12 protein-coding genes and 1 tRNA gene are annotated in these 18,034 nt (G+C 39.7%); 12 read left to right on the top strand and 1 reads right to left on the bottom strand.

What is annotated here, in order from left to right; translation table 11 throughout:
* Window positions 1-117: 117 nt before the first annotated feature.
* The 12 genes from M2137_RS07105 (at window position 118) to ccsA (ending at window position 16,962) form a co-directional block, all read left to right on the top strand.
* On the top strand, window positions 118-648 hold the full coding sequence (locus M2137_RS07105) for a hypothetical protein (protein ID WP_280765771.1): 531 nt from the start codon (window positions 118-120) through the stop codon (window positions 646-648).
* A gap of 120 nt (window positions 649-768) precedes the next feature.
* A complete protein-coding gene (locus tag M2137_RS07110; protein WP_280765772.1) occupies window positions 769-1,293 on the top strand; it encodes a hypothetical protein in 525 nt (174 codons plus the stop codon).
* 158 nt (window positions 1,294-1,451) lie between these two features.
* Window positions 1,452-3,395 carry a hypothetical protein gene (locus M2137_RS07115; RefSeq protein WP_280765773.1) on the top strand — a complete coding sequence of 648 codons (1,944 nt, stop codon included), beginning with the start codon at window positions 1,452-1,454 and terminating at the stop codon, window positions 3,393-3,395.
* 404 nt (window positions 3,396-3,799) lie between these two features.
* Window positions 3,800-4,252, top strand: coding sequence for a JAB domain-containing protein (locus M2137_RS07120; protein WP_280765774.1), 453 nt, complete (start codon window positions 3,800-3,802; stop codon window positions 4,250-4,252).
* A 599-nt stretch (window positions 4,253-4,851) separates the two neighbouring features.
* The gene (locus M2137_RS07125) at window positions 4,852-5,580 is read left to right on the top strand and encodes a hypothetical protein (RefSeq protein WP_280765775.1); all 729 of its coding nucleotides are present in this window, start codon (window positions 4,852-4,854) and stop codon (window positions 5,578-5,580) included.
* A gap of 296 nt (window positions 5,581-5,876) precedes the next feature.
* Window positions 5,877-5,980: transfer RNA gene (locus tag M2137_RS07130), tRNA-Thr, on the top strand.
* A 272-nt stretch (window positions 5,981-6,252) separates the two neighbouring features.
* Window positions 6,253-9,096 carry a BACON domain-containing carbohydrate-binding protein gene (locus M2137_RS07135; RefSeq protein WP_280765776.1) on the top strand — a complete coding sequence of 948 codons (2,844 nt, stop codon included), beginning with the start codon at window positions 6,253-6,255 and terminating at the stop codon, window positions 9,094-9,096.
* 406 nt (window positions 9,097-9,502) lie between these two features.
* Window positions 9,503-11,242, top strand: coding sequence for a helix-turn-helix domain-containing protein (locus M2137_RS07140; RefSeq protein ID WP_280765777.1), 1,740 nt, complete (start codon window positions 9,503-9,505; stop codon window positions 11,240-11,242).
* 448 nt (window positions 11,243-11,690) lie between these two features.
* Window positions 11,691-12,953, top strand: a complete 1,263-nt coding sequence (locus M2137_RS07145) for a leucine-rich repeat domain-containing protein (protein WP_280765778.1) — start codon at window positions 11,691-11,693, stop codon at window positions 12,951-12,953.
* A gap of 25 nt (window positions 12,954-12,978) precedes the next feature.
* Window positions 12,979-13,749 carry a hypothetical protein gene (locus tag M2137_RS07150; protein ID WP_280765779.1) on the top strand — a complete coding sequence of 257 codons (771 nt, stop codon included), beginning with the start codon at window positions 12,979-12,981 and terminating at the stop codon, window positions 13,747-13,749.
* Window positions 13,750-13,832: 83 nt separating this feature from the next.
* Window positions 13,833-14,381: a hypothetical protein gene (locus M2137_RS07155; protein ID WP_280765780.1), complete on the top strand. Its 549-nt coding sequence runs from the start codon at window positions 13,833-13,835 to the stop codon at window positions 14,379-14,381.
* 112 nt (window positions 14,382-14,493) lie between these two features.
* Window positions 14,494-16,962 carry a cytochrome c biogenesis protein CcsA gene (gene ccsA / locus M2137_RS07160; protein WP_280765781.1) on the top strand — a complete coding sequence of 823 codons (2,469 nt, stop codon included), beginning with the start codon at window positions 14,494-14,496 and terminating at the stop codon, window positions 16,960-16,962.
* Here ccsA and aroC read toward each other — a convergent pair.
* The gene (aroC, locus tag M2137_RS07165; protein ID WP_280765782.1) at window positions 16,922-17,992 is read right to left on the bottom strand and encodes a chorismate synthase; all 1,071 of its coding nucleotides are present in this window, start codon (window positions 17,990-17,992) and stop codon (window positions 16,922-16,924) included. The genes ccsA and aroC overlap by 41 nt on opposite strands.
* Window positions 17,993-18,034 lie beyond the last annotated feature (42 nt).

Below are 18,034 nucleotides of genomic sequence, written 5' to 3' on the forward strand. Positions count from 1 at the left end.
TCACCCCAATAACAACACTTCAGATTTGTTTATTCTGCAGAAATTTGCAACATACTCAAAATGGGTATGCTGTGACTTGCGTTACAGGTAATATAAACTCCATAAAACAACGAAAATATGGAAAACTTAATTAATGTAGTAGAGCAAAACTACTATGTGATTTCAAAAGAACAGTTCCTGAAAAACTTGGCAAATGATGTCAAAAATAGACCTAATACTGTTCAGGTTACAATGTATGATTCTAAAGATGGAGCACATTTCCGATATAGAGCCTTGTTCGAAAGACAGGTTGGAGGTTATCGACGAACAGACTGTACATGCCAAGCTGATGAAAACTTGGTGAAGGAAGTTGAAAATATTCTTTCAAAGAAACTCAACAATGTTCCTGCCTATAAAGGAATAAGTGAGGAGATTTCTCCTTACGAAGGAAATTTTGAGGTGGATATGCTAAAGCGATCTATTGAATCTGGCAAAATTCCCACATATGCGGGTGAATTTACCGACAAAAAGGGAACAGTTCGCTTACGGTTATTCAACACGTATGCTCGTCGAATAGAAATGCACTTTACTCCAGCTAAAACGGAAGAGTTGATTGCATACCTCAGAAAGCATGAAGTGATTAATCCCGAATCATTTTTTAACAATTAAAATAAGTGTATGAGAAAGAAAGAAGAGGACTTGAAGTCCAAGTTGGAAAATCATCCACTCATGAAATTCGTAGTGTATTCAAAGTGAATACATTGAAACAATTATAAATTTTTTTACAATATGTATGATGATGATAAAAAGTTAGTCGAAATGTTCGACTTCGTAGTGCCAAGAATACACTTTATTAATGGTATGATTCAGGAATTTGTCGAAAACGCACCTGATTATGCTCGCATAAAATTTGGGCAATCCACAGACAAGATCCCACGCGTACGAGTATTAGTATTCTCTAAAACAAGAAAGGGAAATATCCGAGAAACAGACTATAAATGTTATTCGGATGAAAAGATTGTTGAGTATGTTGAGTCAATGGCATATCGTCAAGAGCCTGACACTTTTGAACTTGAAGATTGGACTGCAAAAATCCAACCTCTCGATGAGGACTATGAGACTATCGTTCTAAAACAGTTCATCGAAAAAGGAAAAACCTTCAGGAATACAGGAACTTTTACAGATGAAAATGAAGATACCCGTATTCGTCTCATTAGGGTTTTTAGTTCTAAAATTGAGATGATCTTCACTCCTGTTTTGACAAAGGATTTGCTACACTATCTCATTGCAGAAGGAGTGATAGCTCCTATATGAGAGCATTGCTTAATTAGCTTTAGAGCGGGAGAGGGGGCAACCCCTCTCTTTCGTTAGAAACAGTGATTAACTTCGAAAATCAAGATTAGTACGGAATTTGTTTAGGGGCATATACACCCAATTTAATCAACTTTCGTACCACATAAAAGCAGAAGATTATGATCAATTCTGAAGAAGTTTTATCTCTTCCAGTTGAACAGATAGAAATAAATAAAGGTGAATACATTACCGATGCCTTAAAAAAGGCAGGGTATGACTATATCCCCACCAATGTGTTCTTAAATAAAATTGAACCCGGCTCGGGAGCAACACACGGCGAATTAATTGCCAAACGTAACTCCATAATAATAGAGCCACCTGTTCCCGCAGTTGTCGGCAAGACTGAAAACAATCCCAACTATCTAGGTGTTTATGAGAAGATAAGCCAGCGAGACGTTGAGCAATATCTGAAAAGAAAAGACATTAAGTATAAAAAGGTCATCACCACTCCTGAAGGCTACATTAAGAAAATTTTACCCGCCGCAAAGAAACTCGGAATAGACCTTCATAAGGATTTCTTCTGTTTGTATGATGAATGCGACAAGCTGATAGAAGATACAGATTACAGACCTGCAATCTCTATACCTATTAAAGATTTCTTTAGGTATGAGGGGAAAGCATACGTTTCAGCTACCCCAATTCAACCGCGAAGCCCAATCTTTAAGGAGAAAGGTTTTCGTTGCTTAGAGATTAAGCCTACATATGATTATAGAAAAGATGCAACGCTGATTGTTACCCGTAGTATTAATCGGACTATCAAAGAAGAAATTCTTCGCCTACTGGAAACCTCTAAATGTATCTGCATCTTTTATAAGACTACAAAAGGAATAAACAAACTCCTCTCGTGGCTACTGGATGAAGGGATAATCAAGGAGAAAGACTACAAAGTGTTTTGTTCCCAAAAAAGTGTGAAGAAGCTTAAAGACGTGCGTTTCAAAAACAGCTACGAGCAAATTGATCTGCCATTGGAAAAGATAAATTTCTTTACTTCTCGTTTCTTTTCTGCATTCGACTTGTGGGTGACAAAACATTGTGATCTACTCGTACTCAGCAATTATCGGGAAGCTATTCATTCCATTATTGATCCATTTACAGAAGCCGTTCAGATACAAGGTCGATTCAGAAGAGTACTCAAGGACGGGAAACGATACAACTCTCTCACATTTATCACGAATGTGAGTGAGAGACTGATAATTAAATCGGAAGAAAAAGTCACATTGGAGATAGAAGCCTATCGAGAAGAATATGAGGACATTCACAAACGCCATAAAAACGACCCTAATAAAATAAAGAAAGCAGTACACAAGAAGCAACTAGATAAAATGGATTATACCTTGCTCTTGGATGCTGACGGAGAGATTGACCCGTTCAAGGTTGAGAATCGTTACAATGAGGAGAGGGTGAAAGCATACTATACTGACCAGTATAAATTAAAACAAGCATATGAAGCTACTGGGCATTTCAATTTGACCTTCATTCCCGAATCAGAACTACTTGGAGAAGACGATAAACTTGCAATGTCTACGGCTAAACAAAAAGACCGTTGGAAGTTGATAGTTGATAATATCGAACGAATAGAGCAAGTGAGCAAACAAAATGATACATTCAAACTAGAAGAAGGCATTGAGTTTATTCGCACCGCTTACAGAGATGATGAATTTATTATTGATGCATACTTTAAAATAGGCAGACCTGCAATAGAAAGGGCTGAATGGGGAAAAAGGAAGATTGAAACAGAACTTAAAGCTTATCATTTGCAAGTATCAAAGGAACTTCGCTTTGCCTCCGAAGTGATTGCAGATATAGAAAAAGAGTTCCATCATGAATTGGAAACGCAATGTTTCATATCAAAGGATGATTTCAGGAAAAGACTGAAGACAATATATCAGGCGCATGGCATAACCTTTAAAGAATACGGAGATGGGCGAAAAGGCAACTCCGTGGTCTGCAGTATTTCGAATGAAACGGTGCATGATTACTTTGATGCCACTATTCATAACTGCGAAGTTCCGGCGTCGTATCGACTTAAGGCCTTAAAATTCGAGTTAGTACGGAATTCTTGATTACCCATATGAAGATGAAAAAACAAAATTTCATACCTGGATAAAAGGTTTGATAGAACACCCTCTCCCGTTCTCCTTTTATAAGTGATTCAATTGATAACCCGTTTCTGTGTGTTAGACGCCTCTCCTGTTCCATATTAGACCCCTCGCAGACATTTAGAGGAAAATCGAAGTATATAAGTTGAAAATGGTAGAATCAAAAGAGACTCCTTTTTTCACTTTCTCTTTCCTGTTTTGAAATCGTTCTGAGAAAACCAAATAGAAGTAGAACTTCACAAAGGGAATCAGGCAACTTTCAACTTCTGGGAAGATTTTTACTTCGTACTTCCACTTTTACACAATCCCAAATTGAGCCATCTCATTGCGAGGTGGCTCTTTTTATGTCTAACTAAATCATTTACCACATGAACAATTCTTTTAACGCTTGTGAGGTGAAACTCACTTACAGCAACAAAGTCAAGGCAGCAGACAGGGTGAAAATAAGAATGTCCAAAGACACCTATGATTTTCTGCAGAAAGTCTATGATCCCAATACGATGGATCATCATGAATCTTTTAAGGTTCTCCTTCTAAATCGTGCAGGAGAAGTTTTAGGAGTGCATTCTATTTCAGAGGGTGGCATTACTGGTACTATTGTGGATATTCGCTTAATCATGCAATCTGCAATCCTCGCAAATGCGTCTGCTATTATTTTGAGCCATAATCACCCTTCTGGAAATCTTTGTTCCAGCATTGAAGACAATGATATGACTTTAAGAATAAAGAAGGCTTGTGAAGTGATGGGCATAAGCCTACTGGATCATCTTATTCTTACGACAGCAGGATACTACTCTTATGCAGATGAAGGGATGATTTAAAATAGCTTCTTCACTCTGATACGAACATTATAAAACACTTTTTGTTATATTTGCAGTACACCACATCCATAGAGATGGAGAGGTGGGGTACTTATTAAACACGAAAGCGTTAAACGACATTATCCTTGCTCAGAAAATCGCCAGTTTTCAGAACAACTCAGGGATAGAGGAATTGACGCTCACGTTGCATTATGCATACTTCTCATTTGAGGATTATCATAAATGGACGTGAGCTGATTCCTGCTATTTGAGTTGGGGTTTCTGGCGATACCTTTGAGCAGATAGTTAGGTTTCAGTCTCACGTTTTCATTTTATATAATCGCTTCTGATGAGACAAGGGAAGCATTATCTATTCAATCATGAAGTATGTCTTAGCGTTATTTTCCCCAGCACTTATTGCAATCGCTGTACGTATTGTGTTGTTTATACTCTGTTGGTTGTTTGAGCAATTGGATATAAGCTACTTGTATTATTTGCTCGATTTTGAAGCTTTTATCTGGGATGACTCTTATGGCTATTGGAGCATTGTTATTATTCTCACATTTGTGGCCGAAATGTATATTTTTAGTGGAGAGTTAGACGATTAATAAATTGAAAATATGAAAGCATTATTTATTGCGACACTAATACTCCTTTCTTCTTGCGAATTTAGAGAATTTAAATCTAAAAAAACGCCGCAAATAGCTGACGAATTAATAGAATCATGCGGTTTCCACTATTCCATTGTTCGAGACAACAAAGGGCGTGCAATCAGACTCTTAAATGATGATAATGTAATAGCTTCTGTTTCTTATGAAAAAAAACAATTTTCAATAAATTATGGTTACAGTGTTGGTGATTCTGAAACTACGTACAAAGTGTCTGGAATATTAAACAAAGATGGATATATTGATTCTGCAAAAGAATACCGATGTAGAAATAGTGTTTTTGAAGAGGAACATTCCTATAAATTCACCTATAATGATGGATTCCTTCGCGAAGCATTTATAGAAACCCCTGAATGTACATATTACTATAAATTCTATTATCTTTCCAATAAAATTACAATTGATTATAGTAGCCATTGTACTGGTTCTATAGGAACAGGAAAATACTACGTCATCCCCCTGACGAATGAACCTAACACTAATGGAGTCATTGATGTACTATCTAAAGAAATAACTTGTTTTGACGGGATAGCTTATTTTTTAGGGATATTAGGCAAACCTATACCCTACTTGCCCCCATACAAAGAAATCAAAAGAGACTCTAAAGGAAGAATTCTTGTCACAGAACAGGAGGTGTCTCCAGGAATAATCTATTATTGTGATTATATATATAAAGACTAGTTTTTATATAAAATCTGAATTTGTCCCATATCTTCCCAAGCCTATCTTAGCTATATAAACATAACAGGGCATTATATGCGCAAACGACATATAAAACTATTATATTTAATAGCAGATAGCCTTACGAAGATATTACCGTTAGCTTTATGGGCAGGCGGGCTTCTGATGCTCTTTCGGACGAGGAAGAGAAGATATAAATTTATTGTTAATTCATCTTGATTTAACGCTGTCAGTTAAACCGCCAGTTAAACCAAGCGGATGTTGATGATGGGGATAATTGAGAACGACGATACAAACCGAAATAGCTCAGTTGGTTGCGACGAATGCGAAGCATTTGTTGCCGAAGAAGAGCAATTCATTCGTAATGAATAGGTCGCCGGTTCGAGTCCGGCTTTCGGCTCAGAGAAGAATATCTCACTTCTCGCATTAAGCCTACGTTTCACAGCGTAGGCTTTTTGTTTTCCTAAACATCTCTTATGTGTTTTTACTATCACGAACATTCTTAGAGGTTTATTGTTATATTACATACCTCATGTTTACAAAGTGGATGGGGAATACACATTGCTAAAGCGTTTATTGCAACTCTTTTCGTTGATCAATCCCGCAAATTTGACTTTTGGCACGGAAAGGTAACTGTAAATGTTCACTTCTGATTAAATAAAATAATTCAATATGGAAACTAAATTTACAAACTACCACCTTCATTTGTTTAAAAAAATAATCGTATTACTGGTTGCCTTATTACCTCTCTATTCTTGTTCTGAAGACAAGGGGACAGAGCTCGAAGTCGATCATAAAATAGAAATATCCGAAGAGTTTCTAACACCTGTTTTTTTAGAATCGTCAGGTAGTAAAGTCGTTGAATTTACGTCGTCAGGAGATTGGTCTCTTTCTTTTGCAAACACCAGAGCAGAGTCCTGGATATCCGCACATCCAATGAATGGTGGACGTGGGAAAAATCAGATCACAATAAGTGTTGATAAAAATGACACCTACGATGAGAGAAATGCAACACTACATATCATATCAGGAACAGAGAAACAGGTAATATCTATCACTCAAAAACAGAAAGATGCATTACTACTTGAATCATCAGTAATTGACTTATCTTCTGAAGGAGGAGCTTTTAGTATTGAAGTTAATACAAATGTATCATTTCAAATAGAAGTGAAATCGGATTGGATTAAAGAAAAGGGAAATTCAACAAAAGCATTAAGCGATAAAACCTTGACTTTTGTTGCAGAAAAAAATGAAACAGGAGACAAACGTGAAGGAGAGATCATCCTTAAGAGTGGTGATCTTCGAGAGACAATCAAGGTATTTCAGAGTTTTGATAAATTTATCACTATATCACAGAATGAATACCTTCTATTCGGCAATGATACTGTCATTCAAATAGAATTGAAAAGGTCTGTAGACTACAAGGTTAAATCGCCTGATGTAGACTGGATAAAGGAGGTTTCAACTCGCTCCATTTCGACCCATACCCATTTTTATGAAATAGAATCCAATGAAAGTGATGAAAATAGAGAGGCGGAGATCGTTTTCTTTAATGAAGAATATAATTTGTACGATACGGTATTCGTGTGTCAATTGTTTAAAGAAGCCATCGTGCTGTCTCATAGTCATTACGAAATTGACCATGAGGGAACAATTATCGAATTACCAATATCTTCCAATAACAAGTTCACTATTCAAGCAACAGTTGATTGGATAAATCATATAGAAACAAAAAGTCTTACAGACTATAACTTGCGTTTTGAAATAAAGGAAAATATAGGTAAATCTGATCGTGAAGGATTTATTGTGTTTAGATCGCAAAACAGTACAATAGAACAGAGTGTCCAAATAAAGCAAAAAGGGTTAACGGCGTATGATGAAATAGAAAGGCAGATCTTAGTTGAGTTTTACGAGAAAACCAATGGCAAAAATTGGATAAACAAGAAGAATTGGTGTAGTGATAAACCGTTGAGTGAATGGTATGGCATAACGGTGCAAGATGGACGTGTGATAACAATATGTTTGCCCAACAACAACTTGATAGGAAGTTTGCCGGAATCTTTTTCGAAATTATCTAAATTAAAACGCATAGAATTGAACAATAACAAACTGAGCGGGAGATTTTTCGATACACTTATAAAAATGACTGACATAGAGTGGGTTGTTGTTAGTCATAATAATTTTACGGGATCAATTCCTGCAGAAATCAATCAACTAACACGACTGCTGGTGTTAGCAGCGTGGCACAATTCGTTTACTGGACACCTGCCCGATGAAATCACAGAGCTAAAGAATTTAGATACGTTGCAATTGGGGAATCATGATGAAAATGGTGATTATCCTAAAAACAAACTAGAAGGAGAAATACCTAAAAATATTGGTGCGTTAAAAAAATTATCAACCTTAGATTTAGCAAACAATAATTTTACAGGGACTTTACCTATTTCCTTAAGTCAAATGGATGGTCTATATAATATCTATTTACAAGGTAATCGTCTAAGCGGAAACATATCTTCTGAAATAGTAAGATCGATGCCTTGGAAATTATATTGGACTCCTTCTATTTCGGTTATTCCACAGCAGGAGGGTTATACGTTGACTGTTGAGCATTACATCTCTACTGATTACTCGAAAGATGGCGAGGTGAAGCAATTGCATAAAGCAACGAAAGGGAATGGGATTGATATCGTTATTTTAGGAGATGCTTTTGTTGACAAAGAGATCGAAGATGGCACTTATGCTAAAGCAATGGAAAAGGCTATGGAATTCTTCTTCGCTGTAGAACCAATAGCCTCCTTTAAAGAATATTTCAATATATATTCAGTAACAGCTGTTTCTAAAAATGACGGAATTGAAGGATCTTCCTCAACTGCATTTGGGACAAAATATGATCCCGCAACGGATTTAGCTCCACATATTACTGATCATGATGCTTGTAAAAGATATGCCAGTATGGTTGAAAACAGCAAGCATAGGCTTATTATGGTGATTGTAAATACTGTCATAGGTGGGGGAACTTGTTCTATCTCAACAGATATTTCTATTTCATGTAGTCCTTTGCCTATCATTGATGATAGAGGAATGTATAGATATCAAAACCTATTATACCATGAAGCAATTGGGCATGGTTTTGCAATGATGCATGATGAATATTATTATAATGCTATGCCAATGCCGGATTATATGATAGATAATTTTGAAAATGCTCAAAAAAGAGGACTGTATTTAAATATCTCAACAACAAATAATCCAGATGAAGTTCCTTGGAGTTATTTTCTTAATAATCCACTATACGAAAAAGAAGAATTAGGCGTATTTGAAGGAGCTGTCTACAAAGAAGGAGTATACAAATCTAGTCTTGAAAGCCTTATGGGACCAAATAATAGTAATAACCGTTGGTGGAATGAGTTCAATGGGCCTCAGAGGAATCTCATTTTTAAAAGAATTATGGAATTAGCAGGTGAAGAATATTCCATTGAGAAGTTTGCAAAATATGATACGATCAATTTGAGATAACGTCAGGCGGAGTTGGCTTGGACTGATGTGATAGTTGCGAGCCAACTCCATATACTTCATAAAAAATCTCTTGATGTGACTCTCTTAGTCACCCCAAAATTTAAGGAAATATCGTTCGTTTACCGAAAGGGGGCAATTTGACATTTTGATATTTTGGTAGGAGTTTGCGCGCAAAAAGGTAGGGGTTTGCGAATAAACTCCCGGGAGTTAGTATTTGTTAACATTTGAAGTGTAAGCAAACCACCCTCATTTTAACTAAAAACCATCCCTTGTTGCTTACACCTCGTTTTCTCATTTGAGCCGTAAAAGGGAGTCTCTCAAAATAAGTTTTGCGGAAAATGGTATATTTGCTGTCAATTTCTATAATTCAAGTCATAGGGGGTAATCATTGTCAAAGTAGTAGATCATGAAAATATTTAGTAAGTTGGCTGTTGGGATAGTCTGTGTTTTGTGTTTTTCGTTTGCAGGGAAAGCTGAGGCTGAGCATCGTTACTCTCACCTGGAGGGAAAGGAACGCTTAGATTCCTTGTTGTATTTTGTTGATAAAAATCTTTTCAGTGATTCCCCGACTGCATTTCATTATATAAATATCTTGGAAAAAGAGGCCAGGCAGCAGGACAATGTGACTATGATTGCCTATGCGCTTGTCCGTAGAGCCAGCTATCATTCCCTTCAATACGATACGGATAGCATTTTTGAATCAACACGTGTGGCGGAAGGGTATCTGCGGGAACATAAGAATTATAACGATCTGTTTGTTATTCAGTTGAACCTCCTCAATAGATTGCTTTATAAGGGTGAATATGCCCAGGCGATAAGAAGGGGGAGAGCCATGTATGAAGAGGCTAAGGAGATTGGTAACTACACCTATTTAGCACAGGCTTGCACCGGAATAGGTGTTGTTAATAAATTGATGGGGTTCGGTGAAGAAGCATTAATACAGTTTAAAGAAGCGTTGAGGTATCTTCAGATGGGTGACAAACCGGCAAACCAATCCTATATGGATTTATGTCGTCAGATAGCGGGTATTTATAGTTCCATGCATATTGTGCCTGATAGCGCTTTGGTTTATGCTGATCTGTTGCGTGCAAAATGTGAAAGCCTCCCTCAGGCAACTGCTAAGCTTTACGGTGATCATTATAATTTTTTTGCTGCCCATTATGCTGCCCGTGCCTACTTAGGGAAAGGAGAGCCAGAGAAGGCTTTGCTCTACCTTACGCGGATAGACTCGCTCTACCTGGCGGGAAGGTCTACGGGCGACTACAAAGAGGCAAGAGACCGACTCAAACATGACTATTATGCTACTATAGGAGACTATACGAACGCATTACCTTATATTAATGCGGTAATTGATTTTCAGAAAGCAAATAATTTTTTTCATGCCGACCGATATAATGATCAGGCAAAAACACTCTTTATGTTAGGTCGAAAGGATGAAGCGCTTGAAATCTATGTCGATCTGCATGAACGCTTGTGGAAAGAGAGAATCGATGACTATAACACACAGGTTGCCCAATTGCGTATCTTTTACGAATTGGATAAAATGGAGTTGCAAATGCAAAAAGACAAGTTGCAGATAAAGGTGACTAATAACAGATTGATGTTTTTTATAACCGCAAGCTTGCTACTGGCTGTAATAACGCTATTGGTGTTGTTTAATATGCGACGTATGCGAAAAAAGAATATAGGTTTAGTGCAACGCATACGGGAACAAGACCGGTTGAAAGCAGAGAATGAAAGACTGAATGAAGAGCTGGAAAAAAACCGCCTCACCATCCCGAGCAACGAGCAGGCGGAGCAGGATGATTTAATGCTGAAACTGAAAACGATGCTGCGGGAGAATCCCCTTTATACCGATCCGTCTGTCAACCGGAAGGCTTTGGCTGATATGTTGGGCACAAATGAAAACTACCTGCGCACGGCGATCAAAGAAAAACTTGATCTGACCGTGAATGAATATATCAATGAGCTGCGTTTAGACCATGCGAAAAAGTTATTGGCCTATTCGCCGGAGGAATACACCATCGAAGATATAGCGCTTGCCTCCGGCTTTGGAACGCGAAGCACCTTTCACCGACAGTTCCGTAAAAAATATGAACTATCGCCGGATGAGTACCGGAAAATTATCAGAAAAGAAACGGTGTAATAAGCTGAAATTCAATATCTGTATTCGGTTTTCCTGATTTGCGACACATTTTCTCCAAATGTGCGACACCCTGTTGCGCCCTTGCGTTTACCTTCGTCTTATCGTTAAAAAGAACATCGAACTTGATAACTATACGCTTTTTCGTATATTTGTATATCTGTCCGCAAGGGGAGATACATATTAGAAAAGCGTTATTGAAACTATCTTCATCAATCAAACTTCGCAACTTTGAAACGGTACGAGGATGGTAGCAACAACGCTCACGCGTTTGGTGTATGCAGCCCTTTTAGAGGATTGTTATATAAAAAATGGCGTGGGCGACTGTTGCTTATCCGTACCAAGGCATTGCGAAGGCCTGATTGATGGATAAGCGTAAATACAGTTCCCACGCTTTTTTATGTTTAATGGCCAACCATTAGGGAACGGGGGAGGCGCAAAAGGAAAAATAATGAAAAAAATGAAGACGTTTGGCTTAAAAGGAGTGGCAATACTAATCGCAATCTCCTTATGTGTGCAATTTACTTCCTGTGGGGAGAGCGGGGGTGAACCGGATCCTATACCACCCACCCAAACTACTCCCATTGCACATCTTTCATTCGAAATGAAAGAGGCTGGGACATTCAAACAGTTATTAGAAGCTAAATTAAAGACGATTACTGCGAATAAAGAAGTTTTCCATAGGATAGATACCCTTACCTTAAGTGGGAAGATGAATATATTGGATTTTGACGCTAATGAGATAGAGGCTATTGCGTCCTCCTTTTCTCCACATGTGGAGATGAGGTTAATATGTATAGATTTAACGAATGTTCAGATTGTTGAAAGCTCATGCAATGCAGCCAATCAGTTGGCATATTTGGGGAAAGATTCTAATTATAGATTTATTTTTAGTTCTTATGAATATAAGCTTCCCAAAAGTCTAATAGAAATAGGTAGTGGGCTTTTTAATAATCGTTGGTTCGGAAAATTAGTAATACCAAGTCTTGTTAAAATAGGGAATAATGCTTTTGAACGATCTCAGGGGGGGATAGGAGACATTATATTACCTGAGAATTTGGAAGAGATTGGAGATTGTGCTTTTCAATATGTTGAGATGAGTGGTAAAATTACCATACAAGGAAAACCAAAGATAGGGAAATCTGCATTCCAGGGGATTAAATGTGATTTAATAACGATTTCGGCAAGCGAAATAGGTGAAAGAGCTTTTGCTTCTAGTAGGAAAGTTGTATTCAATTCTACTCCAATTGAAAGAATTGGCAATTATGCTTTTGAAAAATTGAATATTGACACTTTGACATTAGATTGTAAATATATAGGAAATGGAGCGTTTATAAACGCTAGCATTAAAGAACTCAATTTGTTAAACACGATCGAAATCGGGGATGCTGCGTTTCATAATAATAAGTTCACTACAATTGAAAACCTTCCTGAAAGCTTGAAAAAAATAGGGGGATTGGCATTCGGTAGTAGTAATTGTAATATCAAATCTGTTGTCATTCCCGAAAATTTGAAAGAAATAGGGGATGCTGCTTTTTATCTTAAGCCTGGATCTGGCACTTTGGGCTCTTCAGTTGTTATGAAGTCCTCAACTCCACCTGTCGGCAAAAAACCTTGGATCGGTTATCCTACCATCTACGTTCCCAAAGGCAGCAAAAGTGCTTATGAAAAGTATTACGATAAGTCTCTTTATTTTCAGATAATAGAGGAATAATCAATAATTCATAAACGATAAGGATATGATAATAATTGATAAATCCTCATTTATCTCCCCCAAGGAGAATGTGTATATAAAGGAAGGTGTCTCTTTAGATCAAAAGATATTCCGATATACCAATCTGTCGAATTTATTGATGATATTGGGAAGTAAAAAAGAAACGAATGGACAGCTATTTGTATCGAGAAAGAGTTCATTTTCGGACAAAAAAGAGAAAGAATTTTATGCTGTTCTAAGATGCCTTGCCAGCAGATTTTCTCCGGTGTCAGAAAAGGAACCGGATAGTATCTCCGAAGAAAGGGAAGAAAATGGAAAAGAAAATGCAGAAATTAGAGAAGCGTGCAAATTATGTACTTCCTGCTGGACTTATAAAGATAAGGAAGACTACCTGATGTGGAAAGCGTATTCAAACACAGAATCCGGCCTTCGTATAGGAACAACTGTCCGCAAATTGGTTTGTGCTTTGGATGCCGGTTCTTACGAGATATATGGAGCTAAAATAGCATATGGCAAAGGGATACCATGTCAGAATGTGCTTGATTCCATGTTTAATAAAGCGATTTTCTATGAACAGGAAAAGGAATTTCGATTATATATAAATGATTCTCAAGAAGAGAGAAATGCGGAAAGACCAATAAGACTGAATATTAATCCCCAAGTTTTTATAGAAGAAATCACTCTCTCCCCTTTTATGGGAGGAGTAGGTGCTAAAGTCATGAAGGATATGCTTAGCAGCAGCTATCCATATCTAAAAGACAAAATTCAATTATCTCAGATAATGGAGTATAAATAATAATTTTAAAAAGCGGAAAGGCATTCAAATTCTCTTCGTTCATTAAGAAGATTTGGAGACCTTTCTACAAAATTTATTCTAATATGAATCGTATTATTTTATTATTAGTCACATTGTTAGGGTTTGGAAACATAGCATATTCACAGAATACTTCGAACCCAATTTTTGAAAGAGATGCGGAGACGACCGGCTATCGGGGATTTGTAGAGTTGGGATACACGCTCGGTGTGGGTGATTATAGTATGGGAAGAGCCGAATTCTTAACAAGTCATGGATACCAACTATCTCCTTATCTCTTCTTGGGAGCAGGGACTGGTGTGCATTATTATCATACCAATGGAGCGGATGATTTTGTTATACCGGTATTTATGGATTTCAGAGCCAATATTCTAAAAGGAGCGAATGTGCCCTTTATCGGGTTTAAAGCCGGATATACGTTTGGCCTAAGATATCCCTACGAGGATGGCATGGGGACATATATAGCACCAACGGCAGGTATCAAATTTATGACGTCGGCAAAAAGATCTGTCTACTTATCGCTTGGATATACGCTCCAATATGGTGGATATTTTGGTTTTAGTGATAAGGTGGAGTTTGGCGGATTCAGTATGAAAATAGGATATGAGTTTTAATTCACATTCAAAATAAGTTTTTGCGGAAATATACAGCCTATCCATGAAAGTAGTACTTTTGAATTTCTTTGTGTGTGGCGCTTATAGCGAGCTAAAATAAGAGGGATTCATCATGAAAAATATAGAAAAACTACTTTCTTCTTATACGACGACTATTGTTTTGTTGGTGCTTTATGCCATCGGTTTGGGTGGGGCTACTTTTATTGAGAAGTATTTCGATACCTTGGCGGCTAAGAACCTGGTCTATTATTCTCCTCTGTTTTTTCTGCTTCAGTTCCTCTTGGTGGTTAATTTTGTGGCGGTATGTTTCCGTTACAAACTATTTGCCCGGAAGAAATGGGGGATGCTTGTAGTGCATTTCTCTTTCGTGGTTATTCTGTTGGGGGCATTTGTTTCTCATCTGTTTGGTGAGGAGGGGGTGATGCATCTGCGGGAAGGGGAAAAGAGCAAACAGATGATGGTGTATACCTCTGCCGGAACCTATGCCCGTAGCTTGCCTTTTGAGGTGGAATTATTGAAGTTTACACTTACCCGTTATCCGGGTTCCTCCAGCCCCTCGTCTTATGAGAGCGAGTTGCGCCTGTATGTGGACGGGGAAATTCGCGAGGCACGCGTTTATATGAACAATGTGTTGGATCTGAAGGGCTATCGTTTCTTTCAGGCGTCATACGATACCGATGAAAAAGGGACGATCCTGTCGGTCAACCGGGATGTAGCGGGGCGTTCGATTACCTATGTCGGTTATTGCTGTTTATTGATAGGTTTTATACTTTGCTTTACCGGACGACATTCCCGTTTCAGGCAATTGGCTCGCCGCTTGAAAGCGTTGCGATCGGAGGTGAGAATCATATTATTCATGGTGTTGGCTGGTATAAACCTGTTTGGGGCGGAGGCTAAGAAGGTGCCCAATCCGGTATTGGATGCTGTGCAGCGTTATGCAATCGATCCCGCCCATGCTGAGAAGTTCGGCATCTTGGCGGTTCAGTCTTCCAATGGGCGCGTACAACCGATGAATACCTTCTCTTCGGAGATATTGCGGAAGCTGCATAAAGCGGCAACGATCGGCAATATGAATTCAGATCAGTTCCTGATCAGCCTGTGGGCGCTGCCGGATATGTGGATGCGTGTGCCTTTTATTGTCGTGTCGAACGAGGAGTTGACTGAGGCTTTCGGGCTGAGTAAAGATGAAATCGCCTATGTAGAGGCATTCGATCATACAGGGAAGTATAAACTTCAGGATCGTTTGGAGGAGGCCTATCATAAGATGCCGGCCGAACGAACCTCTTTTGATAAGGATTTGATGAAGCTGGATGAGAAAATAAATATTGTCCGTCAGTTGCTGGATCTTCAGCTTGTCCGTCTTTTTCCGAAAAAAGAGGCAGCTGATCAGACTTGGTATACTGCCGGTGATGAACTGTCCGTTTTTGCAGGGGAAGATTATCCTTTTGTTGCTCGGATCATTCCATGGTATATAGGTGAGGTGCAGGCGGCTATGCAGGCGGGTGATTGGTCGGAAGCAGATGAACTTGTTGGTATGATTGCCTCCTATCAGCAGAAGAGGACTACGCTGCAGGATCTGAATCCCCGGCGGATTCAGATGGAGATCAGGTATAATCGGCTGAATATTTTTGCGAAAGCGAAAAAGGGGTATCTGATATTGGGCGGTTTGCTGTTGGTATTTTCTTTTATAACTATGTTCCGCAAAAGGAGATGGCTGACGGTGGTGACGCAGGTGTTGAGCCTGGCGGTTGGTCTTGTCTTTCTGTTTCATCTGGGCGGGATGGTGATGCGCGGTTATATTTCCGGCTATGCTCCCTGGAGCAACGCCTATGAAACGATGGTATATGTGGCCTGGGCCACGGTATTAGCGGGTATCCTGTTTGCCCGTCGAAGCCCACTGACCTTTGCCTTGGCGACTCTTTTCGGAGGTGTTATCCTGTTTGTCTCCGGCCTGAACTGGATGGATCCTCAGATCAATCCGCTGATGCCGGTGTTGAAGTCGCCCTGGCTTATGTTTCATGTGGCGGTGATTGTGGCAGCCTATGGTTTCTTTGGTATCAGCTGTCTGATTGGACTAACCAACCAGGGCATGATGCTTGGACTGAAAGAGAAGAACAGAGCGTTTCTGTCCTTGCGTATCAAGGAACTGACCCTTATCAATGAAATGTCATTATGGATTGGCCTGGCCTTGATGACGATCGGGACATTCCTTGGTGCTGTCTGGGCCAATGAGTCTTGGGGGCGTTACTGGGGATGGGATCCGAAGGAGACCTGGGCACTGATTACGATGGTGGTCTATGCCATCACGCTTCATCTTCGACTTATCAAGCGGTGGGATAATGTCTGGCTATTCAACCTGATGTCGGTTCTTTCGTTTGCCTCTGTATTGATGACCTATTTCGGAGTCAATTATTTCCTAAGCGGGATGCACTCGTATGGGCAAAACGATAGCGTAAACCACCTGTTTATGTATTTGTATATCGCAGCAGGAGTGGTGTTTTTCCTGGCGATCTTTTCCTATATTCGATGTAAGAAGCGGTTTACTGCCGGCTCTTCTGCATCAACCAATAATCCAATATAGTCATAGCTGCCATGGCTTCGACGATGGGCACGGCCCTGGGCAGGACGCAAGGGTCGTGGCGACCCCGTGCTTTGAGGAGGGTTTCTTCGCCGACTGTTGTTACGGTCTCCTGTTCCATCAGGATGGTGGCCACCGATTTGAAGGCAACCCGGAAATAGATGTCTTGTCCGTTGGAGATGCCTCCCTGGATGCCTCCGGAATAATTCGTACGGGTACTGATTGTTCCCTGACTGTTGAAGAATGGATCGTTATGCTCCGAGCCGCGATACAGACCGGCCTCGAATCCATCACCGTATTCAAAACCTTTCGCCGCGTTGATACTCAGCATAGCGTTGCCTAACGCCGCATGCAGTTTTCCAAATACAGGCTCTCCCAATCCGTGAGGAACTCCTTTGATTACGCAGGAGATAACGCCGCCGATCGTGTCTCCCTGAGCGCGTACTTCGTGGATCAAGGCTTCCATCTCAGCCGCTTTTGCCGGATCGGGGCAGCGAACGGGATTAGACTCTATATTATCCAGGTCGTATTCCTGATACGTTTTATCGAGTTTGATTGAGCCGACCTCCGAGGTGTAGGCTGTAGTGGTGATACCTTCTTGCAGAAGAATCTGTTTGGCGATGGCGCCGGCCACGATGCGCGCAATGGTTTCGCGTGCCGAGGATCGTCCTCCTCCACGCGGATCGCGCAAGCCGTATTTCTGATCGTAGGTGTAATCGGCATGTGACGGGCGGTATTTCGTCTTCATCTCCTCGTAATCGGAAGAGTGCTGGTTCTCGTTCCATACTAAGAAACCAATCGGTGTACCGGTGGTTTTTCCTTCGTAGAGGCCGGAAAGAAACTGCACTTCGTCCGCTTCTTGGCGGGGAGTGGTGATGGAAGACTGGCCGGGACGACGGCGGTTGAGCTCCGCCTGAATGGCATCCCTGTCCAATGATATGCCTGCCGGGCATCCATCAATAACACCTCCTACCGCCGGTCCATGCGACTCGCCGAAGGAGGTAAGACGAAAAATAGTACCGAAAGTGTTCACTTTGTTTAATTGAAAATTGAAAATTGAAAGTGGAAAATGGAA

Origin of the sequence: Parabacteroides sp. PFB2-10 (genome assembly GCF_029893085.1) — a bacterium.
Classification (GTDB): Bacteria; Bacteroidota; Bacteroidia; order Bacteroidales; family Tannerellaceae; genus QVMG01.